This is a genomic window from Mesorhizobium sp. M5C.F.Ca.ET.164.01.1.1 (assembly GCF_004792125.1).
GTDB lineage: Bacteria > Pseudomonadota > Alphaproteobacteria > Rhizobiales > Rhizobiaceae > Mesorhizobium > Mesorhizobium wenxiniae.
This window is the reverse complement of record NZ_SRTG01000002.1, coordinates 540928-565443: the sequence shown is the minus strand read 5'-3', so window position 1 is coordinate 565443 and position 24516 is coordinate 540928. Positions and strand designations below refer to the sequence as shown.

The following is a 24516-nucleotide window of genomic DNA, read 5'->3' as shown; positions in this document are numbered from 1 at the left end:
CGGAGCCGGCATCATGCCGGCGCCTTGCACGGCGGGCTGGGAGTGGCCTGCCAAGCGTTGTTACTCGATGTCCCAGCGTTCCGGGTGAGCCGCATAAGGACCGCCGGCCGGCGCCGGCGTCCAGACGAAGTCACGCAGCTTGTTGGAGGCCACGCCATAGCGGTTGGCTACCCATAACGTCGCCCAGGGCAGATCCTTGTTCATCACCTTGCAGACTTCCTGCCAGGATTGATCGATCTTGGCCGGATCGGTCTGGCCGAGCGCAGCGTCCAATGCAGCGCTCAGATCGTCGAACTCAATGCGCATGGTGTTGAAGCCTGCCGGCGGAATCTGGGACTTGTTGAGACCAGGGCTGATGCCAGCCGGATTCGGACCGTTCTGCAGGCCGGCATAGACCATCGGAAACGCGTTCCAGTCCGGCGTGCCTTCCTTGTAGACGATGCCGTTATAGGTCGGCGTATCGACGACGCGCGGCACCACGTTGATCCCGACCTCGGCCAGCATCGACTGGATGGCGGCCATCACATTGGCCGCTTGCGGCGAGCCGTAATAGGTCAGCAAGGTGATGGGTTTGTCGCCGTTGATCTTGTCCCAGCCCGCCTCGGCAAGCAGAGCCTTGGCCTTTGCCGGATCGTAGGCATAGGGTTCGAGGCCTTCGGGGAGCAGATGCGGCGCGACGTAGCCGCAGTTGGCCGGTTTGGCCGCCCCGCCATAGAGGCTCTCGATGATGGCATTTCGATCGATCGCGTACATGATCGCCTGGCGGACACGAACATCCCTAAAGAGCTCGACCTTCTGGTTGAGGCCGATGTAGTTGACCACATAAGAAGCGCCCTCGATCACCTTGAAATTGCTGTCGCTCTTGAAGGATACCGCATCGTCGGGCTCGACATAGGTGAACTGGATTTCTCCGGCGCGCAGCGCGGCAACGGCCGCCGCCGGGCTCTCGAAATACCGGTTGATGAGCACATCGACCTTCGGCTTGCCGCTGCGATAGTCGTCATCCGCGGCCAGCTCAACATATTGATCGCTGACATAGTGATTGAATTTGAAGGGGCCGGTGCCGACCGGAGTGGTGGACCACCAGGTGCTTGTGGCTAGCTTCTCCGGCGGCATCCCGGCCAGGGCATGCTCCGGCAGGATCATCACCTGCGAGAGAATGGACAGGAAGGAGCCGTTGGGCTTCGACAGTTTGACGACGACGGTGCGATCGTCCGGCGCGTCGACCGACGCGATATCGCCGAGACGGGCGGCAAACAGACTGCCGGACGCTTTGTTCCTGGCGAGCTCAAGCGTGAACTTGACATCCTTGGATGTGAACGGCTTGCCGTCGTGCCAGGTCTCTTGGACAAGGTTGAACGTATAGGTCAGCTGATCGTCGCTGACCTTGTAGTCCATGGCCAGATCGCCTTCGAGTTCGGTCAGTTCGGCGTTGAAGATGACCAGCGGTTCAAAATAGGTGCTGAGCCAGGTAAAGCCGCCGGTCGCAGCCAGCGGATTGAAGTTCTTGGGAAAGCCGCCGGGACCGACGTCGAAGCCCCCGGTTATGGTCTTGGCGCCCTGTGCCTGGACGCTGGTGGCCAGTCCGCCGAGCAGCAGTCCGGTGATGGCCAGATGACGAGCGATAGTCTTGATGCGCATGGTTTCCTCCCTTGGCATTGTCAGGTAGTTCGGCGTTGGGTCAGGTGGTTCGGTTTTTGGCGATGACTTGCTGAATCCCCCTGTAGTGGTCGTCGAGGCGCTGACGCGCCCGGTCGACATCCTTGGCGGCGACGGCCTCGACGATCTCGTCATGGTCGCGCCATGTCGCCAGCGGTGTCGGATTGTCGAGGCTGGTGAAGTTCGAGGCCTTGTTGAACGCCACCCAAAAGATGTCGATCAGCGCGCTCAGCATGTGATTGTTCTGGCAGCGGAACAGCAGCTGGTGGAATTGCTGGTCCTCTTCGGCAAAGCTCTCCTGGCGCTCGGCGCGCCGCCGCATGCTTTCGGTCAGCTGGCGCAGCGCGGCGATGTCTTCGGCGCTGATCATCTCGATGGTCTTGGCGATGAGGCCGGTTTCAAGGACGCGGCGGATCTCGCGCAGCTCCTCGACGTCGCGCAACGAGTCTTGCAGGCCATATGCCAAATTATCCAGCAAGGGCTTGAACGAGAATTCCTTGACGAACACACCGATGCCGCGACGCGTCTCCAGAATGCCGATCGACTCCAGCGCCTTGATCGCTTCGCGCACCGAGTTGCGGCCGACGCCGAGCCGCTGCGCCAGGAAGGTCTCCGGAGGCAAGGGATCGCCTGCCTTGAGCTTGTTGCTCTGGATATATTTCCTGAGGCTCTCCTGCACGCTGACGTGAAGCAGCGGCGGTCGGGTCAGCGGTTCGATCGACTTGGGTTCCGACTTGGATTTGGGTTCCGAGATCGATTTGAGTTCCGACATTTTGCTCCCAGCCCCGCTGCAATTGCGCCCGATGGCGCGTTGCAAAGCGGTCGATGCTTGTACCATAGCGACTTGTAGGATATCCTGCAAGTAACAGGATTCGTCACCGAAATGAAGATCGTCCTAGCCGGTTCGAGCCATTGGCACGCCGAAATGCATCTCGACGCCGCACACGCTTGTGGCGTTGAGATTGCCGGCATTTGGGATGAGGACGCGGAGCATGCGCGCGCCTTCGCGACGCGTCATCATTTGCCGCTCATCACCGATTTTGCGAAAACCCTCTCCAGCCCACCGGACGTGATCCTGCTGATGGGACATCCTTCGACGGTGCTCGCGCGGGCGCATGCCGTCATCGAAGCCGGCATACCGCTGATCCTGGAAAAGCCGGCGGCGAGCAGCACCGGAGCGTTGGCCGCGCTGCGCGACCTAGCGAGGCAGCACCGGGCCTTTGTCAGCGTTCCCCTGCCCAACCGCTTTGGACCGGCCGTCACCGCCTTTGAACGGCTGCGCCAGCAAGGCCGGGCCGGTGCGGTTGCGCATTGCCAGTTCCGGCTGGTCAATGGCCCGCCGCAGCGCTATGCGGCCGAAGGCGTCGCCTGGGTCGTGGATCCGGCGATCGGCGGCGGCGGCGCGCTGAGGAACCTCGGCATACACGGCGTCGACGCCGCGCTCAGTCTGGCAACCGGCCGGCTCGGGCTCAAAGCCGTTTCGATCGAGAACCGCATTCACCGCGCCCCGGTCGAGGACCATGCGCTGCTTGTACTGGAAGACTCTGCCGGAGCGTTGTTCGTCGTCGAGGCAGGATACACTTTCGCGTCAATGCGCCCCGGCGGCGACTTCGAATGGCGCATCGTCAGTGAGAATGCGACCCTCATCGACTATGGCGACCGCGCCATCTGTGCGACACTTGACGATGGCGCTATCGTCGACTTGCCGATCGAGTTGCCGGCGACGCGCTACCGCCTCTGCATGAGCGACACGCTCTCCCGGCTGACTCGAAAAGCGCCGCCGGCGATTTCGATCGATGACTATGTTGCGGCGATGTCGCTGATCGATGCCGCGTATGAAAAGGCAGGACGATGATTGGAATAGGCATTATCGGGGCGGGCGATTTCGGCGCGGCCCATGCAAGGGCAATCAAGGAAGTGCGCGGCCTGCACCTCGTCGCATCGTGCCGCGGGAATAACGATGCCCTGGCCGGCTTCACCAGCGAACATGGCGGTCGCGGCTACACCGACTGGCGCAAGCTGCTGGACGACAAGGATGTCGACGCTGTCCTCATCGCCAGCCCTCACCATCTTCATGCCGAAATGGCCATCGGCGCATCAGAGGCCGGCAAGCACATCATGCTGGAAAAGCCGATGGCCCCGACGGCGGCGGCCTGCGATGCGATCAATGCTGCTGTGGCCGCCGGTGGCGTCAAGCTGATGGTCGCCCATCTCATGCATTTCGCCCTGCCCTGCATGGCGGCCAGGCAAATGCTCGACGAAGGAGCGCTCGGCCGACCGCTCATCGGATCGAGTTGGATCATCAAGCTCTGGATGGAGCACAATCGCCGCGACTGGCATCTGCGCAAAGCAACCGGCGGCGGCATGCTGTTGACGGCCGGCATTCATGCGCTCGACCGCCTGGTCTGGCTGATAGATGACGATGTCGTGTCGGTGAGCGCCATGCTCGGCGCCAAGTTCCATGACCAGGAAGCCGACGACACCGCCCTGCTCGGACTGCGTTTCGCCGGCGGCGGGCTCGGCCAGGTGCAGAGCGTTGGCTATCGGAACGGCGCCACCACTTACGCCATGGACCTGGTCTGCGAGCGGGGAACGCTGCGTATCGATATGGACCGCGGCACGATGCTTGGCCGCGATAGGGTCTGGACCGACCTGCCCGGCTCGTTCGAGCCGAACTGGATGCACAACGCGCTGGTGCGCGAATGGAGCGCAATGCGCGATGCCATTGCGGACGACAGGCCGGTGCCGGTCGACGGTGCCTATGGACGCAAGATCATTGGCATCATCGAGGCCGCCTTTGCGTCGAACGAAACCCGGCGCGAGCACGAAATCGCCGATGCGCGCTGAACCGGACGACCACCTGAACCACTTGCCTGCACACGCGCCGCGCGGTGTCTGGGGTGCAGTGATGCTGGCCATCGATGATCGCGGAGCGATCGACTGGGACGCGACGGGGGAGACGGTCGCACGGCTCTGCGCGTCGGGAGTCGACGGCATCTATTCCAACGGCACCGCCTGCGAATTCCACTGCCAGACCGAGCCCGAGTTCGACCGGCTTTGCGACCTGGTGGCCACGATAGGCGGCCGCGCGCGCCTGCCTTTCCAGATCGGCATCAGCCAGTCGAATCCGCGCGTCGCGCGCGAGCGTCTGACGCGGGTGTCGGCGCTTCGCCCGGCGGCAGTGCAATTCACCTTGCCCGACTGGTGGCCGCCCAGCGACGACGAGGTCATGCGTTTCGTCGGCGGTCTTGGCGAGACTGCGCCCGACATGCCGCTGGTGCTCTACAATCCACCGCACGCCAAGCGCCGCCTGACGCTCGAAGGCATCGCCAGGCTGCGTGCAGCCGTGCCCTCGCTGGTCGGCGCCAAGCTGCCGGGCGGCGATACCAGCTGGTACTCCGACATGCGCCGCGAACTGCCGGGATTTTCGGTCTTCGTGCCCGGCCAAGCGCTGGCGACGGGGTATGTCCAGGGCGCCCACGGCAGCTACTCCAATGTCGCCTGCCTCAACCCGAAGGGCGCGGTGATGTGGTGGCGTATGATCCGCACCGATGCGGCGGCCGCTGCCGAGGTCGAGACGCGCATCCAGAGTTTTCTCGCCACCCACGTTCTGCCTTTTCGCGCTCGCTACAATGTCAGCGATGCGGCGCTCGACAAAGCGATGGCGGCGGCCGGCGGCTGGGCGCCGCTTGGCCCGCGACTGCTCTGGCCGTACAGCTCAGTTCCCGACGAGGAGATCGCGACGCTGGCCGAAGCCGCACGCACGGCCTTCCCCGAATGGTGGCAATGACCGTCGGTTAATCGAGTGCGCCTGCCCGCCCTGATCCGAAAGGAACAACATGGCCTTGTTCCGGATTTGACGCATGGCGGACTCGTGGTCATGCTGGACCGATGATCAGGGGTGTACTGCTGGACCTCGCAGGCGTCATCTATGATAGCGAGACCGCCATACCAGGCGGGATCGACGCCGTCGCGCGGTTGCGCCAGGCCGGTTTGGCCATACGCTTCGTAAGCAATACCACGCGCTCGTCGAAACAGAGCGTCCTCGAACGTCTGGAGGCGATGGGACTCACCGTTACCACCGCAGATGTTTTCACCCCGGCGTACGCTGCACGCGAATGGCTCCTTCGGAATGGCCGTGCGCCATACTTGTTGGTTCACCCCGGCCTTGCGCCGGATTTTTGCGAACTGCCGGATCGCAACAAGCGCGCCGTCATCGTCGGCGATGCCGGAGACGCCTTCACATATGCGGCGTTGAATGACGCGTTCCGCGAGCTCAGCGCGGGGGCCGAATTGCTGGCCCTTGCCACCAACCGGACGTTTAGGGATGTTGACGGCGGGCTCAGCCTCGATGCAGGGCCATTCGTCGCGGCATTGGAATTTGCCTCCCTGAAACGCGCAAACGTTCTCGGCAAGCCCTCGCCGGCATTCTTTCTGTCGGCGCTGGCAAGCATGGACTGTCTGCCAGATCAGGCGATCATGGTCGGCGACGACGCCGAGGCCGATATAGCTGGCGCCCTGCGCGCCGGACTTTCGGGCGCATTGCTGGTGCGGACAGGCAAATACCGGCAGGGCGATGAGAAACGGTTTGATCCGCAGCCGACCGCTACCGTCGCCGATCTCGCGGCGGCAGCCGACTGGATCATTGCCCGCGAGCTCCAGTCAGGAAGCGCAATTGAATGCTGATCGCCACGGAAGGCGGGGCGCTCGCTAGGCCATTTGGCGCTCCATTTCCACCTCGGCCCCTAGACTTTCGATGTCGCGGAAGATCGAAGCGACAGCCAGCGTACGCCCTTCGCGCTTGAAGCGGAGCAGGCAATCCTTGGCAAAGATGTCTCCATCGACCACGATCTCGTCCCATTGCGCGGCATGGCCGACGTAGTTGATGGGAACATCGTAATGCTGGCTCCAGAAGAACGGCACGGCGACGAATTTCTCGCGATGGCCGAGCATGTTGAGGGCCGCGGTTCGCCCCTGCCTCTCGGCAACCACCCAATGCTCGACCCGAATGTTCTCGCCACTGTGAGGATCTGGCCACCGCGCAATGTCGCCGGCCGCGAAGATGCCTGGTGCGCTCGTCTCCAAAAAGGCGTTCACGACGACACCGCGGTCAAGGATGAGCCCCGCCGTTTCGGCAAGCCCTGTCCGCGGTCGCACGCCGATGCCGGCGACGACGAAATCCGCCGCCAACGTATCGCCACTGCTGAGTTTCACGTTGCTGCCGTCGATGCTGCTCGCGGTGTCCTCGAGATGGAATACGACACCATTCTCCTCATGGAGGGCGCGGATGAAGTCGCCCATTTGCGGACCCAGGATCCGTTCCATGTGTCGTTTTTCCGGCGCCACGACATGAACTTCGATCTCGCGCGAGCGCAGGGCCGCGGCAACCTCCAGACCAATGAAACTGGCGCCAAGCACGACGGCCCGGCGGGCAGTCGTGGCTCGCTCGATGATCGCCTTGCAGTCTGCGAACGAGCGCAGCGTGTGAACGTGTGGTTGGTCGGCGCCGGGTATGGTCAGGCGAACCGGTTCGGCTCCGGTCGCAAGGAGTAGCCTGTCGTAGGGAGTCCGGGCCCCGTCCGCGAGTACAACTTCGCCAGAACGTGCATCGATGCTGGCGACGTTCGCATTGAGACGCAGGTCGATATCGTTCTTCGAGTAGAAGCTTTCTCGGCGGAGCGGAATCCAATCCTCAGGTGCTTTGCCGGCGAGATAGTCCTTGGAAAGATTGGGCCGATCAACGGGCGGCGCTTCGTCGTTGCTGAGCATGACAATGCTGCCTAGGTAGTGTTCGCGCCGCAGCTTTTCTGCCGCCGCGAAACCGGCCGCGCCGCCACCGACAATGACGATTTTCTCCGGAACCTGGCCGGAGCTTCCATTGCGCTGCTTCGGTGCCGTCCGTTTGCGCTTTTCTCCCACGAATATCCGATCATCGCGTTGTTCCACCGACCAGCAAGCGAGTGGATTAAAAGCAGGGGGGCGCAAGGCCTCGCCTGTACGCAAGTCGAAGCACGCGTGATGCCAGGGGCACCGGACGGTGTCTTCCACCACAAGACCGTCGACGAGCGGCCCGCCATAATGTGTGCATGTCGCCCCGATGGCGAAGACCTCGGCCCCGCGGCGCACCAGCAGCACCTGCTCATCGCCGCAATGGCCGAGGAGCTTTCCGCCATCGGGAAGGTCGGATAACGCGATGCCCTCGACCAGGTCCGGCCCGCTTAGTTTGGTATGACCTTCAGCCATTTTCCTCTCCCTTGGCGCGATTCAGTGTCAAAATCGCCTGTACGGCCGAGAAGCGGGAAATCTTCAGGTCACCAGCCTCGGAATACCTTCTGCCTGGCTAGCGCGCCTTCAGGTTCTCGGACACCGCTTCTGCCCAAACGTCCGGCCGCGTCATTCGTTGCCAGTTGGGCAGCGCCGGTCGATTTCCTGGCGTTTTGGTTCGCTACTGAAGGAATGACGCCGTCGCGTAAACTTTTTCGCCGGACATGCGTTGTCCCTTCTCCAAGCCAAGGAGACAGCCATGCAGATGAAATCGGAAATCGCCGGCGAGGCCGCCAAGCAACGCCACATCCAGCGCGGCATCGACGCCAAGGACCAATCGAAGGGCAACGGCAAGCAACAAGGCGCCATGCAGGCCGGAGCACGCAAATATCCCGAGCCGCCCTTTCCTGAACAGCACCAGCCGAAGCCGGGGCACGAATGGGCGATTGAGCCGGCGCCGCTCTATGATGCGCCATTCTATATCGGATCAAAAAAACTAGATGGCAAAGTAGCCGTCATCACAGGCGGCGATTCAGGCATCGGCCGAGCCGTGGCCGTGCTTTATGCGCGCGAAGGCGCGGACGTCGCGATCGTCTATCTAACCGAGGACAAGGATGCCGAAGAGACGAAGAGGGCCGTCGAAGCCGAAGGCCGGCGCTGCATGCTGGTCAAGGCCGACGTCAGCGAACGCGACCACTGCCACAACGCGGTGGCTGAGGTGGTAAAGGAATTTGGCCGGATCGACGTGCTGGTCAACAACGCCGCTTTCCAGATCCATTCCAGCGACTTCAGCGAGCTGACCGAAGAGCATTTCGACACGACGCTGAAGACCAACCTCTACGGCTATTTCCACATGGCACAGGAGGCCGTGCCGCATATGAAGCCCGGTTCGGCGATCATCAACAGCGGCTCCATAACCGGCATCGAGGGCTCAAAGCAGCTGGTCGACTATTCGATGACCAAGGGCGGCATTCATGCCTTCACGCGCGCGCTCTCGGGCAATCTTATCGAAAAGGGAATCCGGGTGAACGCCGTGGCGCCGGGCCCGGTGTGGACGCCGCTCAACCCGTCGGACAAGCAAGCCGGTGACGTTTCGAAATTTGGCGCAGACACGCCGATGAAACGGCCCGCACAACCGGAGGAGATCGCGCCGGCCTATGTGTTTCTCGCCTCACCGCATTGCTCGAGCTACATCACCGGCGAGATATTGCCGATCATCGGCGGCTACTAAGTGCTCGTCGCCGCTCAGCTCGATCGCGTGCGACCTCACGTATGACGGTGGCAGCGGCGAACTCAGACATGAAATGGTCGACAGATGTATTTCATTGCCTTGGCCACAGACTATGACGGCACGCTGGCGCACGATGGGATCGTAGCTGAAAAGACGCTTGCAGCCCTCGAACGGGTCAAGAAAAGTGGCCGCAAGCTCATCCTCGTCACTGGCCGCGAACTGCCCGATCTCAAGCGCGTTTTTCCCGAGCTCAGCGTGTTCGACAAGGTCGTCGCCGAAAATGGGGCGTTGATCTACACGCCTGCCAGCGAGGAAGAACGTGCGATCTCACTGGCACCGGCGCCCAAGTTCGTCGCCAAACTGAAGAAACACGGCGTCAAGCCGCTTTCAGTCGGACGGTCGATCGTTGCGACCTGGGAACCACACCAGGCAACAGTTCTTGAGGTCATCAAGGAACTCGGGCTGGAGCTGGAAATCATCTTCAACAAGGGCGCGGTGATGATCCTGCCCAGCGGCATCAACAAGGCAACCGGGCTGGCCGCCGCACTTGAGGACCTCAGGCTGTCGCCACACAATGTGGTCGGTATTGGCGATGCTGAAAACGATCATGCCTTCCTGCAGGCCTGCGGCTGCAGCGTCGCTGTCGACAATGCACTTGCGGCGGTCAAGGATACCGCGGACCTTGTAACCCGCGGCGCGCGTGGAAAAGGCGTCGAGGAGCTGATCGAAAAACTGGTAAAGCGCGATCGGGAATTTGTCCGAAAACGCCGTGACGGCATCCTTCTCGGCTCGGTCGGCGGCGACGAAGTCTATCTGACGCCGACCGACACGGTTCTGATCGCCGGAAGCTCCGGCATCGGTAAATCCACCTTGGCCACCGCGCTGACGGAACGCTTCGTCGAGAACGGGTTTCAGTTCTGCGTTTTCGACCCGGAAGGCGACTATGATGGCCTGGAAGGCGCCGTCCGGATAGGCGATGGCTCGAGCGAACCGACAAAGGCACAAGTGCTCGACCTGATCGAGAAGCCGGACACCAGTGTGGTCGTCAATGGGCTGGCGTTGCGGGTCCATGAGCGACCAGACTTCTTTGCCGATCTGCTTCCCGGCCTTGGCAGTTTCCGCTTCCGTACAGCGAGGCCACACTGGCTAATCATCGATGAGGCGCATCATCTTCTCCCCAAGAAGCGCGACGACACGCGCGCCGTCCTGTCGTTGGAACTACCTGGCACTGTCCTGATCACCGTTCATCCGGAAGCGATTTCGACCGATGCCCTGCGTCTGGTCACTGCCGTCATTGGGCTCGGTCCCAAGGCCAAGAATGTCATCAAGGCCTTTTGTCATGAGACGGATACCAAGCCGCCAAAGGATATTCCCTCGCCAAAAGGCGAGCGCGTGCTGTTCTGGCGGCCGCAAGCCCGCAAGAAAATTGCCGTGGTCAAAGCGATCGAGCCGCGCCAGTCGCTCAAGCGTCACAGCCGCAAATATGCGGAAGGTCAACTCGACGAGGCCGGCAGCTTCTATTTCAGAGGTCCCGACAACGCGATGAATCTTCGGGCCCACAACCTGATGATCTTCGCTCAGATCGCAGAAGGCATCGACGACGGGACCTGGGAGCATCACCTGCGCGCGGGCGACTATTCCGAATGGTTTCGCCAACAGATCAGGGACAAGGAGCTGGCGCGCGAAACCGCCGAGGCAGAAAAAGACGAAATGCTCTCGGCGCAGGAAAGCCGCAAGCACGTTCTGGATGCAGTACGTCGCCGTTATACGGCTCCTGCCACCGCCCCGGAGGAATAGGGAGCGAAGGGATCGGCCCATACACATCATTCTCGAAGGCACGGGCCATGTTGGTTCTGCTGCAGCCATGTCGCTTTTGCGGCAGGGCGAAGCGGTCAACATCGTAACTCGCGACCCGTCCATTTCCGATTTGGTGGCCCGACACAATTAGCGTCGCAAATCGACTCGGACAGGTCTGAACGAAACAGTGTTATCTCTGTATTTTCAATCCATTACCGGAGCAAGCTATACTATTAAATCCTCTATTCTGATCAGCAGATCGCGGATACGCCTGCCGGTGGCGTGATAAACCGCACTTGCGAGTGTTCGCCAAAGCCCTTGACGCCGGCCCGGTTGACCTCGTGATCCATGCCGAGTTCCACAGCCATTTCATCCATGACGTTTTCGACTGGTCAGGGTTCACTGTATCCACTAGCAAAGAGGCGCAGGTCATAGGCCTCGGGATCTCGACGAAAGATCAACGCGCCCTTCCGTTGGGATTTCTGTGGGACATAGTCGAGCGTAGCGCTGCTCTCCTCGACGACCTCATCGCCATTGCGGAGTTCACCTTTGATCTCGACAGCAGCAACTGATTTCCCCGCCCTGTTTGCGGCGGCGAACTCGACCACATAGCCGCCATCGGTGACCGCGACCGCGAGCGGCAGCACAACGATCCGGGCGGTCCCATCGCGCGTGCTCAAGCCATCGACGACAAGATAGGTGAGCACGGCAAGCAGGGCTACCGAGCTTATCCCCACCACGACCCACTCCGTGACCGAAGTCCCGGGTTTGCGTGTCATTCCTTTGTTGTCGGACTGCTGCTTCTGTTGCTTGTCGCCTTTTGCGGGATTCTTTGTCACAGAATGAGCCTCGCAACCGCCGCCCCGAGCGCGCCAGGAAACGACAGAACCACGACTGCACTGAGTGTCTCCGAAAAGCCGGCGCCATCGGTCCTGCCGAAGGTCCACAGGATATAAAGGTTCACAAGCATCACCAGGACATAGCCGACGATTGCATAGCGAAAGAAGATGCTGACGAATCCAGCGCCTGGCTCGGGACTGTGCGAGCCGCGGAATTCGAACTCATAGACGAAGGCGTGCATGAGAGCGAGGGTGACCACCACCAGAGCGATTTCCTGCCAGGGGCGCATCTTGTAAGCGATGAGGACGACCTCCTCCGTTGGTGCGATGTTCACCGATAGAAACAGAGCTCCGACCACCATCAGGAACAGCTCTCCGGTGTAGCCGGGCTCGGGAATGTCCTCCTCCTCCAACAAACTCGGGCCAAGCTGAGCGCGTGCCAAAGATGCTCCTAGACTGCCGGGGACAACCTGCACCGCTATTTTGCCAATCACCTCCCGTAGCGGCATTTCGACGGTCACGATGCCGAAAATAAAAAACACCGCAGCAGCCGCCACAGCGGCCACAAGTATGGCCACAAAAGCATCGGCGATGCGGTCGCGAAGCGCCACCGTCTGGCGAAAGCCTCCGTACTTGTGCAGCAGCACCAGCATTGGCAAAGTGACAGCGAGGAACAGGGCGAGCCGCAGTGGGTGAAGGTGAAATCCCAGCGCCCAAGCTTCCATGGTCATCAGCACCGGGACGGCGAAGATCAACGCTCCGGCGAAGGCGCGCCCAAGACCAATCCAGAACTCACGCGGCGTTGGCCCACGCCTGACGATGATTTCAGTTGGCGCCACGTCCGCTCCCTCAGAGATGCTGCGGGGAACAATGTTTCCTGCGCGATCTTGTTCCGGACCACTGCATTCTTCGATAGTCAGACGGCGCAACGATGTTCAAATCAGACCAAACTGTTGGGAACTCGCGAGCCAGCTTTCCGTTCGAACTCTCGATCGAAACACAACGCAAAGCCGACACGGTGTCTGGAGTGAACCTATGAAATCGCAGCTCGTCGCCGAAAGCGCCGGACAAAGGACATTCGTGGTGGTGCTTGATCCTGGCGAGGAAGCGTTCGCGGCGCTTACCTCTTTCGCGATCGATCAGGACATTGGCGGCGCCTCGCTGACCGCGCTCGGCGCCTTCGAAACGGCGACCGTCGGCTGGTTCGACTTTGGGCAAAAGACTTTTCGCAAAATCCCGGTCCGCGAACAGTGCGAGGTGCTCAGCGCGATCGGCGATGTCGCGATCGGCGACGACGGCAAGCCCAGCCTTCACATCCACGCGGTGCTCGGGTTGCGCGATGGCACCACGCGCGGCGGGCATCTGCTCGAAGGCATCGTTCGGCCGACACTCGAAGTCACTTTGGTGGAAGCGCCTGGTCACCTGCGCCGCAGAAAACGCCCGGAACTCGGGATCGCCTTGATCGATCTGGATGGCTGAAGCCGAATGCGGATCAGGCCAGGTCCGCTGAATTGCGATCCGGACCCGATTATCAGTTTTGTTTGATGTCCGCGGGCGTCTCGGGTGCGGCCTCCCAGCCGAATACGCTGCGGCCGCCGAGCAGATGCGACTGATCGAACTCTCCGGCAACGATTTCCTTCAGGCTGGGGCCTGTGGCATAGCGTTCGACCTGCCGTGATTGATCGTCGAGCCGCTTCAAGGCACCGATTTCTTCGTCGCGGCCGAGCCTGGCCTTGTGGACGGCGGACTTCAGCACACCGATCGTCTCGTCATAGACCTTCAGCGGCACAGGGAATGGATGCCTGTCCTTGCCGCCATGCGCCAGCGAGAAGCGCCCCGGATCGGAAAACCGGCATGGCGCGCCATGCAGAACCTCGGCAACCAGCGCCAGCGCCCGCACCGTGCGCGCACCGACGCCGGGGACCAGAAGAAGATCGGAGAAATCGGCGGGGCCACGCTCGGCAGCCGCCGCCATGTTCCCATGAAGGCGGCGCATGACGACATCGCTTTCGCGAACATCGTGGTGTGCCGGCATGACCAGGTGCGGCAGCATTGGCTGTTCGGGCTCCGGCGCTGCAGCCACGTCATGCTCAAGCGCGGCGAATACCCTCAGAATGCGATCCGGTCCGAGGTCCTGCAGGAGTTCCAGCTGTCCCTTGCGCGAAGCGTCGGCGCGGCGGTCGGTCAGATTGACGATCTCGCCCTGGTTGGCGCCCTCGATGGCGGCATGCGGCTGGTCGACGAAGCTCTTCAGGCCTTCGGACAGCCAGTGATAGCGGCGCGCCACCTTGCTGTCGCCGTTCATGCCCTGCTGCACCACGACCCAGTCGCCATCATTGGTCACGATAAAGCCATGCAGATAGAGGTCGAAGCCGTCCTGAACGGCGGCGCTGTCAACCTTGGCGACGAGCCGGCTGGCAGTTGCCAGGCCTGTTCCGTCGAAGCCGACGCGCTCGCCGATCACGGCAAGCTCGTGCGGGGTCTTGCGTGAATGCGCGCCGCGGCCGCCGCACACGTGAATACCAAGTTCGCCGGAGAGCGGAGCCAACCCGCGTTTCAAGGCGCCGATGACGCTGGTCGTGATGCCGGATGAATGCCAGTCCATCCCCATGACGGCGCCAAACGATTGGAACCAGAAGGGATGCGCCAGTCGGCGCAGCAACTCCTCGCGACCGTAGTGGTGAATGATCGCCTCGCACATGACCGCGCCAAGGCGTGTCATCCGGTCGCCGAGCCATTTCGGTACGCGTCCGCCATGAAGTGGAAGGTCTGCGCTACCCGATCGTTGTGCCAAATCTTGCTGCCTGTTGCCGATCTATGCCTTGCGCTCGACAGATATATCGAAAGCGGCGTGAAGAAGCGATGCCCGTTTCAGGCTGCCGATGCTCGATTCTGGTTCCCGGCCCGCTCACTGTAGCGGTTATCGGGCACTGTAACGGCTATCGGGCCTCGCTGAGGACATCAAAACTTTTCGATCTCGCAATGCTCACCCACCAATGCCAACAAATCCGTCGGCGGCGGTGCCTTGTCAGGCCGCCTCCAACTGATCTCGAACGACACCACCGGCCTGTCGCGATCTGGGCGCCGCTCCATTCCAACCAGGCGTGCTCGATAACCGGAAGGCCCGGCGATCGTGTCAAGCTCTTCATGATCCGCCGCCTTCCAGGTGAGCGCCAAAATAGCGTGGTGTTCGCGCAGTATCACCAGATCGACCCATCGGCGGCGTTTTGCTGGTTACCGATCGGCGGGATTTCCGACCGCCTGATCGCGCCGCCTTGAATATCTTCCCACACGTGGCAGATCGTCACGAAATTCCACCCACGGCAGCTTCATGTCCCAATAGGCATGAGCCTGCGGCGCAAAACGTTCGGGGTGGTCGAAGAAGCCGATCGTCACATAGAGTTCTTCGGGAAGCCCCTGGTCGAGATAGGCTATGGATGTCCCGCAATCGGCGCAGAAGGTGCGGAGCACGCCTGGGGTCCTCGAGAACGTCTTCGGCGTGCCGGTCAGCAATTTGAGCTGGGCCGGTCGATAGCCGACCCAGACGGTCAGCGGGCTCCCTATGGCCTTGCGGCAATCGTCGTCGTGATCGGAGCAGATCCAGAACGGGTCGCCATGCATCTCAGCCGTTATCGAACCGCAAAAACAGGAGCCGGTCTCGATCCTGGTCATCGAACTGTCGCTTCTGATCGAGGCGACCGTTGCGGGTGCAGAGTCCGCAGGGTGATGGAGTAGCGGTGCTCGGAAAGCGGCGGGATGCTGTGCTGCCATTCGGTGCGCGCCGGTCCCGTCATCAGGTAAGCCGACCTTGGCTCGATGATGATGGTCTGGCGATCCCATCCAACGCCGTTCTTCCGGCGGAGCCGAAAGCTGCAGGGCGCAAGAAGAGAAACGCCGGCCACGGCATCGAACTGCGGCTTGTCGCGATGCCAGCCGATACCCGCGCCGGGCCGGTACTCGTTGATCAAGACCTGCACGAAAGCATCGGCGGGCAGCCGCGCAAATGCCGCCACCTTGTCCCTGAGCGGCATCAGAAAAGCAGGGATAGGCGGCGCCTCGATGACTTTGCGTTGGTCAAAATCGTAGCGCAGGCCAAAACCGGCGACGCGCCGGTTTGCGAGATGGCCATGAAAGTCGAAAGGCTGGAAGGCGAGACTTTCGAGCTGCCGCACTAGCTCGGCCTCTTCCTCCGCGGTGATCAGCTCCGGCTGATAGTGAAATCCTTCCGGCAGATCGTTGGGCGCACGAAACAGGTCGCCTTGGCCAGCGAATTCCGGCTGCTTGGTTTTGAGCGATGGCATCAACCCTAATTGGTGAAGCCGGCCGGCGGCGGCAAGACCGGAGGCGTCGAGCCCGCTTGATCATCGTCCCATATCTTCACGAGACGGAACCTGGCTTGCCGGGGCGGGTTATTGCCCAGACGCGTCGAGTGTTGGGGTCGAGTGTTGGGAAATGCCTTCAGCCGCTATCCAACGTATGAATTACGATCCGGCGACGAGGACCCTCTCAGTATGGTTCGTCCCAAGCGGATATCGCTACGATTACCACGACGTGCCGCAGCAGACCTACGCTGCATTCCGCAACGCCACGGCAAAAGGTCGGTTCTTCAACGCGTTCATTCGCGATCGATATAGGTACCATCTGGTCGAGCAGAGCCAGTCGGGGTGAGACCGGGTGCCTTGTCGCCGGTAATGAAACCGGGAATGCCTGCCTCATAGGGTCCGGTCGCCATCCGACCGTTTATTGCGCCGGCGGGGTTCCGGGTTGATCGCCGCCCGTGGTCGTCTTGGGCCTTGGATCCTTGTCGACCTCGGGATTTGGGTCGACGGTGTTGGTATTGCTCTGTGTCGGTTCAGTGGTGTTGCCCTGTATCGGTCCGGCCTCGTTGCTGCAACTCGCCAAAGCCAGAGCCGCCACCAGGGCCGACAAAAATGATAGCCTCGTCATCGATAGTCTCATCATGGCCAACCGCTCCACTTTCTGCTCGACAACGGCGGGTCGTGAATTTGGTTGCAGCGGAATGGGTTGTCTGCTGGCCCAGGACCCTTCTGATCGTCACCGTGTAGGCGCCAAAGGAACAAATCTCGGCGCCGCCACGTTGCATTTCCATTGCAATGCTTGTGACAGAGAGGCTAACGTCTTGGCGCCGAGAGCAAATTGGAAGGGTTTTCTGAAAATTGGAGAACTCAGCTGCCCGGTGGCGCTCTATACGGCTGCCTCAACCTCAGAGCGGATCGCTTTCCACACAATAAACCGCGCCACGGGCCATAGGGTGCATCGCTCCTTCGTCGACAGCGATAGCGGCAAGCCGGTCGAGAAGGACGACCAGGTCAAAGGCTTTGAGATCGGCTCGGGTGAGTACGTCGTGCTCGAACCCGATGAGGTCGCAGCCGCTGTCCCCGAGAGCGACAAGACGCTGTCGGTCTCGGCCTTCATCGGCTGTTCCGATGTCGACGACGTGTATTTCGACAAGCCGTATTACCTCGCCCCGCCGGATAAACACGCGGAGGAAGCTTTTGGGCTGATCCGCGAGGGCATGCGCAGGAAGAAAGTCGCTGCCATCGCCCAGACCGTCCTGTTCCGGCGCATCCGGACCCTGCTCATCCGGGCCTATGACGAAGGCCTGGTCGCAACGACGCTGAACTTCGACTACGAGGTGCGCTCGGCGGAGGAGGCTTTCGACAACATTCCCGATATGAAGATCGAGGGCGAGATGCTCGAACTGGCCGAACACATCATCAAGACCAAGAAGGGCAAATTCGATCCGACCAAATTCGACGACCGATATGAGGCGGCGCTTGCCGAGCTTGTGAAAGCAAAGCTCGAAGGCAAGAAGATCGCCGTTCCGAAGCCGGCCAAGCGGGAGAAGGTCGTCGATCTTATGGATGCGCTGCGCCAGAGTGCCGGCGTTGGCGGCAAGCAGCCCTCGACAAGAAAGCCCCCGGCAAAGTCAAAGCCGGCGCGCCACGCAAAGGCGAAGCAGACAGCACCGCGTCGGAAGGCCGGCTGATCGATGGCGCTCGAGACCTACCGCAAGAAGCGCAATTTTTCCGTTACACCGGAGCCGCAGGGCCGCAGGGCGCCCGGGACCGGGAACAGCTTCGTCATACAGAAGCATGATGCCACCCGACTCCATTATGATTTTCGTCTCGAAATGGAAGGCGTGCTCAAGAGCTGGGCCGTCACAAAAGGGCCGAGCCTGATCCCCGGCGAGAAGCGCCTTGCCGTCCATGTCGAGGATCATCCTTTGGAATATGGCGGTTTCGAAGGCACCATCCCTAAAGGCGAATATGGCGGCGGCACCGTTATTTTGTGGGACAGAGGCACTTGGTCGCCGATCGGCGACGCGCATCGCGGCTATGCGAAAGGCCATCTCGATTTCGAACTTCACGGCGAGAAGCTTGGCGGCCGCTGGCATCTTGTGCGGATGGCCGGAAAGCCGCGGGAGAAGCGCGAGAACTGGCTGCTGATCAAAGGCGACGATGACGCCGCGCGCACGGAAGGTGATCCCGACATTCTGGACGAGCGGCCGGAATCCGTCGCGACCGGCCGCAAGATCGAGGACGTCGCCGGCGAAGAGCCCGGCTGGTCGTCCAAGACGGGACGCATTCGGAAGCGCCGCGGCGGCCGCACGGGGGCAACTCAACCAGAAGAGCGGCCTGCAACCGTAAGCGTTCCCGAACCGTCAAAGATCAAGGGTGCCAAGAAGGCAGTGCTTCCCGATTTCGTCGAGCCGACGCTGGCGACCCTGGTCTCGTCCGCGCCGTCCGGCGAACGCTGGCTGCACGAGATCAAATTCGACGGCTACCGGCTGCAGGCCAGGATCGAAGCCGGTCGCGTCAAATTGTTGACGCGGAGCGGTCTCGACTGGACAAAGAAATTCGGAAAGGCGGTCGTTTCGGCGCTGGCCGATATCCCTGTCGGGACGGCGCTGATCGATGGTGAACTCGTGGTCGAGACCTCCGCCGGCGCTTCGGATTTTTCCGCGCTGCAAGCCGATCTCAGCGAGGGCCGCAGTGATCGCTTTCGCTTCTACGTCTTCGACCTGCTTCATCTCGACGGGTACGATCTGCGCGACGTTGCGTTGATCACCCGCAAGGAATTGCTGGAAAAGATCATCGGCGGTGATAACGGCATCATCAGCTACAGCGGACATTTTGAGGAGAATGGCGCTCTGGTCCTGCAACACGCCTGCCGGCTGAGCCTGGAAGGTATCGTCTCTAAGCTTCGCGATGCGCCTTACCGCTCTGGCCGCAGCAAGAACTGGGTGAAGTCGAAATGCTCGGCGCGGCAGGAATTTGTCGTGGCCGGCTATGTCCCCTCGACAACCTCGCGCAATGCGATCGGTTCGCTCATCCTGGGTGTCTATGATGACGGCAAGCTTCATCATGTCGGACGCGTCGGCACCGGCTACACGGCGGCGGTTGCCGAGAGCCTCTTCAAGAAGCTCGAGCGAATACGCATTCCGTCAACCCCGTTCGACGAACGGCTGACCGCCGAGGAGGCTCGGCAAGTCCGCTATGTCAGGCCGGAACTCGTCGCCGAAATCGAGTTCCGGGCGTGGACCGCCGACGGAAATCTGCGCCACGCCTCATTCCGCGGATTACGCGAAGACAAGCCGGCGAAGGAGATCGTCCGCGAAACGCCGAAGACGAGCAAGGCAGCACCCAAACCTCAGCGTCGGACCGTCAAGCTCACCCATCCCGATCGCCTCTACTGGCCGGACCAGGGCGTGACCAAGGAAGGTCTCGCCGATTATTATGCCGAGGTCTGGCGCTATGCGTCGCCCTACATCGTCGGCCGGGCACTGGCGTTGGTGCGATGCCCCAGCGGTATTTCGGGCGAGCAGTTTTTCCAGAAGCATGCCTGGAAGGGGCTCAACCCCAACATTGTCCTGGTTCACGACCCCAAGGATCCGCCCGACGAGCGGCTGATCAGCATCAATGATCTCGATGGGCTGATCGGTCTCGTCCAATCGGCGGCGCTGGAGATCCACCCCTGGGGTTCGATGGTAAGCGATTGGGAGCGTCCGGACACGATCATCATGGATCTCGACCCCGGCGAGGACGTGAGCTGGGAGGCGGTGATCGAAGCCGCCGTCGAGACCCGCGACCGGCTGAAGGATGCAGGGCTTGTCCCCTTCATCAAGACCTCCGGCGGCAAGGGTCTGCACGTCGTGGCGCCGTTGAAGCCGAAAGCGGAATGGCCTGTGGTAAAGGCGTTTACCAAGGCGATAGCCGACTCCATGGCCGCCGACAGTCCCGGCCGCTACGTCTCGACCATCACCAAATCCAAACGGCGCGGAAAAATCCTCGTCGACTATCTGCGCAACCAGCGCGGTGCGACCGCGGTCGCACCCTATTCGACAAGAGCGCGACCCGGTGCAGCGGTGTCGATGCCGCTTGCCTGGGACGAGCTCGGACCCGGCATCGGACCGGCCTATTTTACCGTCGAGAACACGCCGACCCGGCTTGCCTCGCTGTCCTTGGATCCCTGGCAGGATTTCCGAGCGGCCGCAGAGCCAATCGAAGACCGTGCAAACCGGCGCAAGAAAGCGGCTTGAGGACGGCATTACGAAGTCATGAATCGGAATAATCAGGCGATCTGCTCAAACGTGCATTGTTCCGGAGCCTTGTCCGGCCGCCAGCGCAGGAACTTGGTGCCATGCCGGAAACGGTCGCCGGTGACGTGATCGAAGCGTACTTCGACCACCAATTCGGGCCGGACCGGCTCCCATTCACCGCTGCGCTCGGTGCTCCAGCGGCTCGGCCCGCCCGGCGCCTTTCCGGTAAAGCCGGAGGGCTCGCGCATCGCTTCGAGTTTGCGGGTAAGCTCGGCCCTGTCGTCCTTGGCAATGGTCGAGGTGAAACCGACGTGATCGAGCTTGCCGGCCTGGTTGTACAGACCCAGCAACAGAGAGCCGACCTGCGGGCTGTTGCTGAGATAGCGAAAGCCGCCGACCACGCAATCGGCCGACCGCAACCGCTTTACCTTCACCATCGCGCGCACCCCCGGTTGGTACGGACCGTCCAGCCGCTTGGCGACCACGCCGTCTGTCGCCCCATGTCCGGCAGCCCCTAACCAGGAGCGGGCTTCCTTCACATCGCGCGTACAGTGCGAAAGCACGATGTTCCTGCGGTTTGCCGAAGCGACGAAAGCCTCAAGGATCGCTCGCCGTTTTTTCAGGGTCCGCGCCAACCAGACGGTTCCGTGCTCATCGCAGAGCATGTCGAACAGGACGATGCGAGCCGGGGTTTCGGCGGACAGCTTGCGGATCCTGCTCTCGGCGGGATGAAGCCGCATCTGGAGCGCGTCGAACGAAAACTTGCCGTCGACCGAGATGACGATTTCACCGTCGACGACAAAACGGCGCGACGGTAGTTCCTTCAATGTCGCGACGAGTTCGGGAAAATAGCGTCCGAGCGGCTTGCCTGACTTTGCGCGCAACTCCACCGCATCATCCTGCCGAAATGCTAGGCAGCGAAAACCATCCCATTTGCGCTCGTATTGCCATCCGTCTCCTTCGGGAATCGCATCGGCGGCCTTGGCCTCCATCGGAGGCGTATCGAGCGGCAGGAGGAAATCGCGGGTCATCGGCGGGTGCTGTCGAAAGCAGGATCGCGGGGTATGACCTTCATTGTGCTGCCTTTGTCCCAGCCCAGCCTGCTCCCAGGCGCTTATTTCCGCTTTCCGGCCTCCGAGCCGATGCTCTTGCGCAGCGCATCCATGATGTTGATCACGTTGCTGGGCGGTTGCTCGGCCTTGGCCTTCGCCTTGGCTGGACGCTTCTTGCCCTTCTTCTTCGAGGCAATGATCTCCAGCAGCCGCGCCTGGACGGGATCTCCGGTCATGGCGGGATCCCACTGCCTGGTTCGCTCATCGATCAAGGTCGAGACCATATCCATCAGTTTCGGGTCGGGTTTGGCGTCTTCGATCTTGCCGAAATAATCCTCGGGATCGCGAACCTCGTCGCCATAGCGCAGTGTCCACAGCACGATGCCCTTGCCTCGTGGTTCAAGCATGACGGCGCGCTCGCGGCGGTACATGACCAGTCGCGATATTCCGACTGTCCCTGTCGACTGCATCGCGTCGCGAATGACCGAGAATGCTTCCTCCCCGACCGGATCGTCAGGGGTAAGATAGTGGGGCTTGTCGTACCAGATCCAGCCGATGCTGTCGGCATCGACAAACATGTCGATGTCGATGGTGCGCGTGCTCTCCAGCGCGACTGCGTCGATCTCATCCTCCTCGAGCAGGACGTATTCGTCCTCGCCGCGCTGATAGCCCTTGACCTCGTCGTCTTCAGCAACTGGTTTGCCGCTGACGGCGTCGACATACTGGCTGACGACGCGATGCCCGCTCTTGCGATTGAGCGTATGGAACCGGACCTTTTCGCTCTCGGTGGTAGCGGGCGTCATCGCGACCGGACAGGTCACGAGCGAAAGCTTGAGATAGCCTTTCCAGAAAGGACGCGGCGCCATCGAGGATCCTCGGCAGGTGTAATACAGCCGAACGCATCAAGGTGATCGATTGTTCCAGCATCGTTTCGTCGCGCTCCCAAGGCTCGCCAGCAAGGATCCATCATTTTTCCGGGTCGAGAAGGAACCGATGAGCGCAAGCGCAGTTCGGGGCAAACAAACAGCTCGGCACAGGGACCATTTCAATGTCGGAAGCGATCCGGATCGCAATCGGCGCTCCATTGTCGGGAAATGCGGCGGCGCTTGGCGCCGAGATGAAGCAGGCGATCGAGCTCGCGGTCAAGGAGCAGAACGCGGACGGTGGCATTGCGGGCTTTCCCATCATGGTTGAGGGTGCGGACGATCAGGGAAAGGTCGAAACCGGACGGCAAGTCGCGGACGACTTTTGCAACCGGCCGGATCTGCTTGGCGTCGTTGGCCACTACAACAGCAATGTCACCATCGCTGCGGCGGAAATCTATGCCGCCCACGACCTCCCGATGATCACGCCGATCGCTTCCGACACAGCGCTCACCGAGCGCTCTCTGCCGAATGTCTTTCGCTTCACCAACCGGGATGATCAGACCGGAGCAGCCATTGCCCGTCATCTCTACGACACCATGGGCAAGCGCCGCGCCGTCCTGGTCGAAACCGAAACGATGTACGGCCACAGTATGGGCATCGCGTTCTCGCGGGCCTTTCTGTCGCTCGGAGGACGCATCGCGGAGCGGCGAACGGTTCGCGAAGGGAGCCGCGATTTTGACCCGCTGGTCGCATCTCTGCGGGCCGATTTCGATCTGCTATTCTACGGCGGCAGTTTCGAGGGTGCTTTCATCCTGCGGGCGATGCGCCGTGCAGGTCTCCACCAGCTCTTTGCCAGCGGTGACGGCTGTTGGGACGCGGTGAATTTCCTTGAGCCTGCGGGAGAAACCGCAACATTGGGCGAAGGCGTTCTCGTGCTGTCCGCCACGCCCGAAGTGGGTAGAGTCGCTGGTTCAAGCGATTTCGCTGCGCGCTATGCGGCGCTGTTCGGACCGATCGGCAACTATGCCGTGAATTCCTACGATTCAGTCCGCGTGCTGATCGCCGCAATCAGGGACGCGATCACTGAATCCAAAGGGAATCCGAGCCGGCGCGACGTTCTGACTGCAATGCGGAAGCTCCGCTTCAAAGGCATTGCCTATAGCGATCCCGTGCAGTGGGACGAAAAAGGCGACAACCTGGCCGTCGTCACGGCGCTCAATGTCGTGGAAAATGGCCGATTCCGACAGGTTGCGGAAATCCCGCAGACGCAAAGGGGCCTGATCGATGCGGCCTCGCGACGACCGCCGCAATTTTTATCAAGGTGAAACGAAACAATTGCCTCCGATCGCCGTTTCGCCAGCAAGGTTAATTTTGGGCGAGGAGGCGACGATGAGTGCAACCGGCCCCGAGGTTTTCGGCAAGACGCTGCAGACCGCGAATATCTTGGCACGAGTAGCGACCCAGCGATGCCAGGTCTCGCCCTTGCAAAGGTGAAGCCAATGATTTTTGACGCGCCGAAATTCAGGGATCGAACGGATGCGGGGCGCCAGCTTGCCGCCGCTTTGACCGGGTTCGCGGCAACCGATCCACTGGTGCTGGCGCTGCCACGCGGCGGAGTGCCGGTTGGCTTCGAAGTGGCGAAGGCACTCCGTGCCCGGCTCGACGTGCTGCTTGTGCGCAAGATCGGCGCGCCGGGCCATTCCGAATATGGCATCGGCGCGGTCGTCGACGGGGAGAATCCGCAGCTCGTCCTCAACGAGGAGGCGATGGCTTTGGTCCAACCGTCAGACGATTACGTCGAGGCAGAGAAACGGCGGCAACTGCTCGAAATCGAACGCCGCAGAAGCCTCTATCTCGGCAGCAGGCCTGCGGCTTCGGTCCTTGGCCGGACCGTTATCGTCGTCGACGACGGCATAGCGACCGGAGGCACGGTCAGAGTGGCGCTCAAGGCGTTAAGGAAGGATCGGGCCGCGCATGTTGTCTTGGCCGTTCCGGTAGCACCCAGGGATACGCTTGACCTGATAAAAGCGGATGTGGACGAAGTGGTCTGTCTCGCCACGCCCGAGCCGTTTGTTGCGGTGGGCCGGTATTATGAGGACTTTGCGCAGACCACGGACGCGGAGGTGATCCGGCTGCTGCGTGAGGCAGAACAGTTCGAGAGCAAATCGTCGATGCGATCTGCCAATTAACTCATCGCCGACAGCCGAAGGAGCACGCTATCGCTAAGGACCGACGATGCAGATCG

24 protein-coding genes are annotated in these 24516 nt (G+C 61.5%); 12 read left to right on the top strand and 12 right to left on the bottom strand.

Going from position 1 to position 24516, the window contains the following annotated elements:
* Nucleotides 1-60: 60 nt before the first annotated feature.
* Nucleotides 61-1641 (bottom strand): ABC transporter substrate-binding protein, encoded by a 1581-nt coding sequence (locus EN807_RS19375; protein ID WP_135936271.1) that lies wholly within the window; start codon nt 1639-1641, stop codon nt 61-63.
* Between the two features lie 40 nt (nt 1642-1681).
* Entirely contained in the window at nt 1682-2431 is a 750-nt protein-coding gene (locus EN807_RS19370) for a FadR/GntR family transcriptional regulator (protein WP_135936270.1), read from the bottom strand.
* A gap of 111 nt (nt 2432-2542) precedes the next feature.
* Here EN807_RS19370 and EN807_RS19365 point away from each other — a divergent pair, with 111 nt between their 5' ends.
* From EN807_RS19365 to EN807_RS19350, 4 genes are all read left to right on the top strand, one after another.
* On the top strand, nt 2543-3514 hold the full coding sequence (locus tag EN807_RS19365) for a Gfo/Idh/MocA family oxidoreductase (RefSeq protein WP_135936269.1): 972 nt from the start codon (nt 2543-2545) through the stop codon (nt 3512-3514).
* Nucleotides 3511-4506: a Gfo/Idh/MocA family oxidoreductase gene (locus EN807_RS19360; protein ID WP_135936268.1), complete on the top strand. Its 996-nt coding sequence runs from the start codon at nt 3511-3513 to the stop codon at nt 4504-4506. The genes EN807_RS19365 and EN807_RS19360 overlap by 4 nt, the downstream gene beginning before the upstream one ends.
* Nucleotides 4496-5449, top strand: a complete 954-nt coding sequence (locus tag EN807_RS19355; RefSeq protein WP_135936267.1) for a dihydrodipicolinate synthase family protein — start codon at nt 4496-4498, stop codon at nt 5447-5449. Before EN807_RS19360 ends, EN807_RS19355 begins: the two co-directional genes overlap by 11 nt.
* A 101-nt stretch (nt 5450-5550) precedes the next feature.
* Nucleotides 5551-6345, top strand: coding sequence for a TIGR01458 family HAD-type hydrolase (locus EN807_RS19350; protein ID WP_135936266.1), 795 nt, complete (start codon nt 5551-5553; stop codon nt 6343-6345).
* Nucleotides 6346-6369: 24 nt separating this feature from the next.
* Here the strand turns inward: EN807_RS19350 and EN807_RS19345 are convergent, their stop codons facing one another.
* Nucleotides 6370-7902, bottom strand: a complete 1533-nt coding sequence (locus tag EN807_RS19345) for an FAD-dependent oxidoreductase (RefSeq protein WP_135936265.1) — start codon at nt 7900-7902, stop codon at nt 6370-6372.
* Nucleotides 7903-8182: 280 nt separating this feature from the next.
* On the opposite strand from EN807_RS19345, the gene EN807_RS19340 reads away from it, so the two are divergent.
* Both EN807_RS19340 and EN807_RS19335 read left to right on the top strand, forming a co-directional pair.
* Nucleotides 8183-9154 carry an SDR family oxidoreductase gene (locus EN807_RS19340; protein ID WP_135936264.1) on the top strand — a complete coding sequence of 324 codons (972 nt, stop codon included), beginning with the start codon at nt 8183-8185 and terminating at the stop codon, nt 9152-9154.
* 84 nt (nt 9155-9238) lie between these two features.
* A complete protein-coding gene (locus EN807_RS19335) occupies nt 9239-10951 on the top strand; it encodes an HAD family hydrolase (RefSeq protein WP_135936263.1) in 1713 nt (570 codons plus the stop codon).
* Nucleotides 10952-11202: 251 nt separating this feature from the next.
* Here EN807_RS19335 and EN807_RS37445 read toward each other — a convergent pair whose 3' ends face one another.
* The 3 genes from EN807_RS37445 to EN807_RS19320 are packed head-to-tail and all read right to left on the bottom strand — an operon-like array spanning nt 11203 to nt 12629.
* Complete coding sequence (locus tag EN807_RS37445) at nt 11203-11328, bottom strand: hypothetical protein (RefSeq protein ID WP_281405211.1); 126 nt, start codon at nt 11326-11328, stop codon at nt 11203-11205.
* Between the two features lie 15 nt (nt 11329-11343).
* On the bottom strand, nt 11344-11790 hold the full coding sequence (locus EN807_RS19325) for a TIGR02588 family protein (protein ID WP_246684222.1): 447 nt from the start codon (nt 11788-11790) through the stop codon (nt 11344-11346).
* A complete protein-coding gene (locus tag EN807_RS19320; protein ID WP_127211765.1) occupies nt 11787-12629 on the bottom strand; it encodes a TIGR02587 family membrane protein in 843 nt (280 codons plus the stop codon). Before EN807_RS19320 ends, EN807_RS19325 begins: the two co-directional genes overlap by 4 nt.
* Before the next feature lie 196 nt (nt 12630-12825).
* Between EN807_RS19320 and EN807_RS19315 the strand changes: the two genes are divergently transcribed.
* Entirely contained in the window at nt 12826-13269 is a 444-nt protein-coding gene (locus EN807_RS19315) for a PPC domain-containing DNA-binding protein (RefSeq protein WP_135936262.1), read from the top strand.
* A 52-nt stretch (nt 13270-13321) separates the two neighbouring features.
* Here EN807_RS19315 and EN807_RS19310 read toward each other — a convergent pair whose 3' ends face one another.
* The 4 genes from EN807_RS19310 to EN807_RS19295 form a co-directional block, all read right to left on the bottom strand.
* Nucleotides 13322-14584 carry a DUF763 domain-containing protein gene (locus EN807_RS19310; protein ID WP_135936261.1) on the bottom strand — a complete coding sequence of 421 codons (1263 nt, stop codon included), beginning with the start codon at nt 14582-14584 and terminating at the stop codon, nt 13322-13324.
* A 167-nt stretch (nt 14585-14751) separates the two neighbouring features.
* Nucleotides 14752-14994 carry a hypothetical protein gene (locus tag EN807_RS19305; protein WP_135936260.1) on the bottom strand — a complete coding sequence of 81 codons (243 nt, stop codon included), beginning with the start codon at nt 14992-14994 and terminating at the stop codon, nt 14752-14754.
* A 30-nt stretch (nt 14995-15024) separates the two neighbouring features.
* Entirely contained in the window at nt 15025-15462 is a 438-nt protein-coding gene (locus EN807_RS19300; RefSeq protein ID WP_135936259.1) for a GFA family protein, read from the bottom strand.
* Nucleotides 15459-16091 carry an alpha-ketoglutarate-dependent dioxygenase AlkB gene (locus EN807_RS19295; RefSeq protein ID WP_135936258.1) on the bottom strand — a complete coding sequence of 211 codons (633 nt, stop codon included), beginning with the start codon at nt 16089-16091 and terminating at the stop codon, nt 15459-15461. The genes EN807_RS19300 and EN807_RS19295 overlap by 4 nt, the downstream gene beginning before the upstream one ends.
* Before the next feature lie 151 nt (nt 16092-16242).
* Between EN807_RS19295 and EN807_RS19290 the strand changes: the two genes are divergently transcribed.
* The 3 genes from EN807_RS19290 (at nt 16243) to ligD (ending at nt 20353) form a co-directional block, all read left to right on the top strand.
* Entirely contained in the window at nt 16243-16458 is a 216-nt protein-coding gene (locus tag EN807_RS19290; RefSeq protein ID WP_135936257.1) for a KTSC domain-containing protein, read from the top strand.
* Nucleotides 16459-16930: 472 nt separating this feature from the next.
* Nucleotides 16931-17800, top strand: coding sequence for a Ku protein (locus EN807_RS19280; protein WP_135936256.1), 870 nt, complete (start codon nt 16931-16933; stop codon nt 17798-17800).
* Between the two features lie 3 nt (nt 17801-17803).
* Entirely contained in the window at nt 17804-20353 is a 2550-nt protein-coding gene (gene ligD / locus EN807_RS19275; protein WP_135936255.1) for a DNA ligase D, read from the top strand.
* A 32-nt stretch (nt 20354-20385) separates the two neighbouring features.
* Here the strand turns inward: ligD and EN807_RS19270 are convergent, their stop codons facing one another.
* Together EN807_RS19270 and EN807_RS19265 are read right to left on the bottom strand one after the other, a co-directional pair.
* Nucleotides 20386-21384 (bottom strand): ATP-dependent DNA ligase, encoded by a 999-nt coding sequence (locus tag EN807_RS19270; RefSeq protein ID WP_135936254.1) that lies wholly within the window; start codon nt 21382-21384, stop codon nt 20386-20388.
* Nucleotides 21385-21467: 83 nt separating this feature from the next.
* Nucleotides 21468-22271 (bottom strand): Ku protein, encoded by an 804-nt coding sequence (locus EN807_RS19265; RefSeq protein WP_135936253.1) that lies wholly within the window; start codon nt 22269-22271, stop codon nt 21468-21470.
* A gap of 182 nt (nt 22272-22453) precedes the next feature.
* Here EN807_RS19265 and EN807_RS19260 point away from each other — a divergent pair, with 182 nt between their 5' ends.
* Nucleotides 22454-23596: a branched-chain amino acid ABC transporter substrate-binding protein gene (locus EN807_RS19260; protein WP_135936252.1), complete on the top strand. Its 1143-nt coding sequence runs from the start codon at nt 22454-22456 to the stop codon at nt 23594-23596.
* Between the two features lie 174 nt (nt 23597-23770).
* On the top strand, nt 23771-24460 hold the full coding sequence (locus EN807_RS19255) for a phosphoribosyltransferase (RefSeq protein WP_135936251.1): 690 nt from the start codon (nt 23771-23773) through the stop codon (nt 24458-24460).
* Nucleotides 24461-24516: the final 56 nt, after the last annotated feature.

Coding starts and splice junctions, on each gene's coding strand:
- EN807_RS19375 (WP_135936271.1), bottom strand. CDS start 1,641: ATGCGCATCAAGACTATCGCTCGTCATCTGGCCATCACCGGACTGCTG.
- EN807_RS19370 (WP_135936270.1), bottom strand. CDS start 2,431: ATGTCGGAACTCAAATCGATCTCGGAACCCAAATCCAAGTCGGAACCC.
- EN807_RS19365 (WP_135936269.1), top strand. CDS start 2,543: ATGAAGATCGTCCTAGCCGGTTCGAGCCATTGGCACGCCGAAATGCAT.
- EN807_RS19360 (WP_135936268.1), top strand. CDS start 3,511: ATGATTGGAATAGGCATTATCGGGGCGGGCGATTTCGGCGCGGCCCAT.
- EN807_RS19355 (WP_135936267.1), top strand. CDS start 4,496: ATGCGCGCTGAACCGGACGACCACCTGAACCACTTGCCTGCACACGCG.
- EN807_RS19350 (WP_135936266.1), top strand. CDS start 5,551: ATGATCAGGGGTGTACTGCTGGACCTCGCAGGCGTCATCTATGATAGC.
- EN807_RS19345 (WP_135936265.1), bottom strand. CDS start 7,902: ATGGCTGAAGGTCATACCAAACTAAGCGGGCCGGACCTGGTCGAGGGC.
- EN807_RS19340 (WP_135936264.1), top strand. CDS start 8,183: ATGCAGATGAAATCGGAAATCGCCGGCGAGGCCGCCAAGCAACGCCAC.
- EN807_RS19335 (WP_135936263.1), top strand. CDS start 9,239: ATGTATTTCATTGCCTTGGCCACAGACTATGACGGCACGCTGGCGCAC.
- EN807_RS37445 (WP_281405211.1), bottom strand. CDS start 11,328: ATGGATGAAATGGCTGTGGAACTCGGCATGGATCACGAGGTCAACCGG.
- EN807_RS19315 (WP_135936262.1), top strand. CDS start 12,826: ATGAAATCGCAGCTCGTCGCCGAAAGCGCCGGACAAAGGACATTCGTG.
- EN807_RS19300 (WP_135936259.1), bottom strand. CDS start 15,462: ATGACCAGGATCGAGACCGGCTCCTGTTTTTGCGGTTCGATAACGGCT.
- EN807_RS19295 (WP_135936258.1), bottom strand. CDS start 16,091: ATGCCATCGCTCAAAACCAAGCAGCCGGAATTCGCTGGCCAAGGCGAC.
- EN807_RS19290 (WP_135936257.1), top strand. CDS start 16,243: ATGCCTTCAGCCGCTATCCAACGTATGAATTACGATCCGGCGACGAGG.
- ligD (WP_135936255.1), top strand. CDS start 17,804: ATGGCGCTCGAGACCTACCGCAAGAAGCGCAATTTTTCCGTTACACCG.
- EN807_RS19270 (WP_135936254.1), bottom strand. CDS start 21,384: ATGACCCGCGATTTCCTCCTGCCGCTCGATACGCCTCCGATGGAGGCC.
- EN807_RS19265 (WP_135936253.1), bottom strand. CDS start 22,271: ATGGCGCCGCGTCCTTTCTGGAAAGGCTATCTCAAGCTTTCGCTCGTG.
- EN807_RS19260 (WP_135936252.1), top strand. CDS start 22,454: ATGTCGGAAGCGATCCGGATCGCAATCGGCGCTCCATTGTCGGGAAAT.
- EN807_RS19255 (WP_135936251.1), top strand. CDS start 23,771: ATGATTTTTGACGCGCCGAAATTCAGGGATCGAACGGATGCGGGGCGC.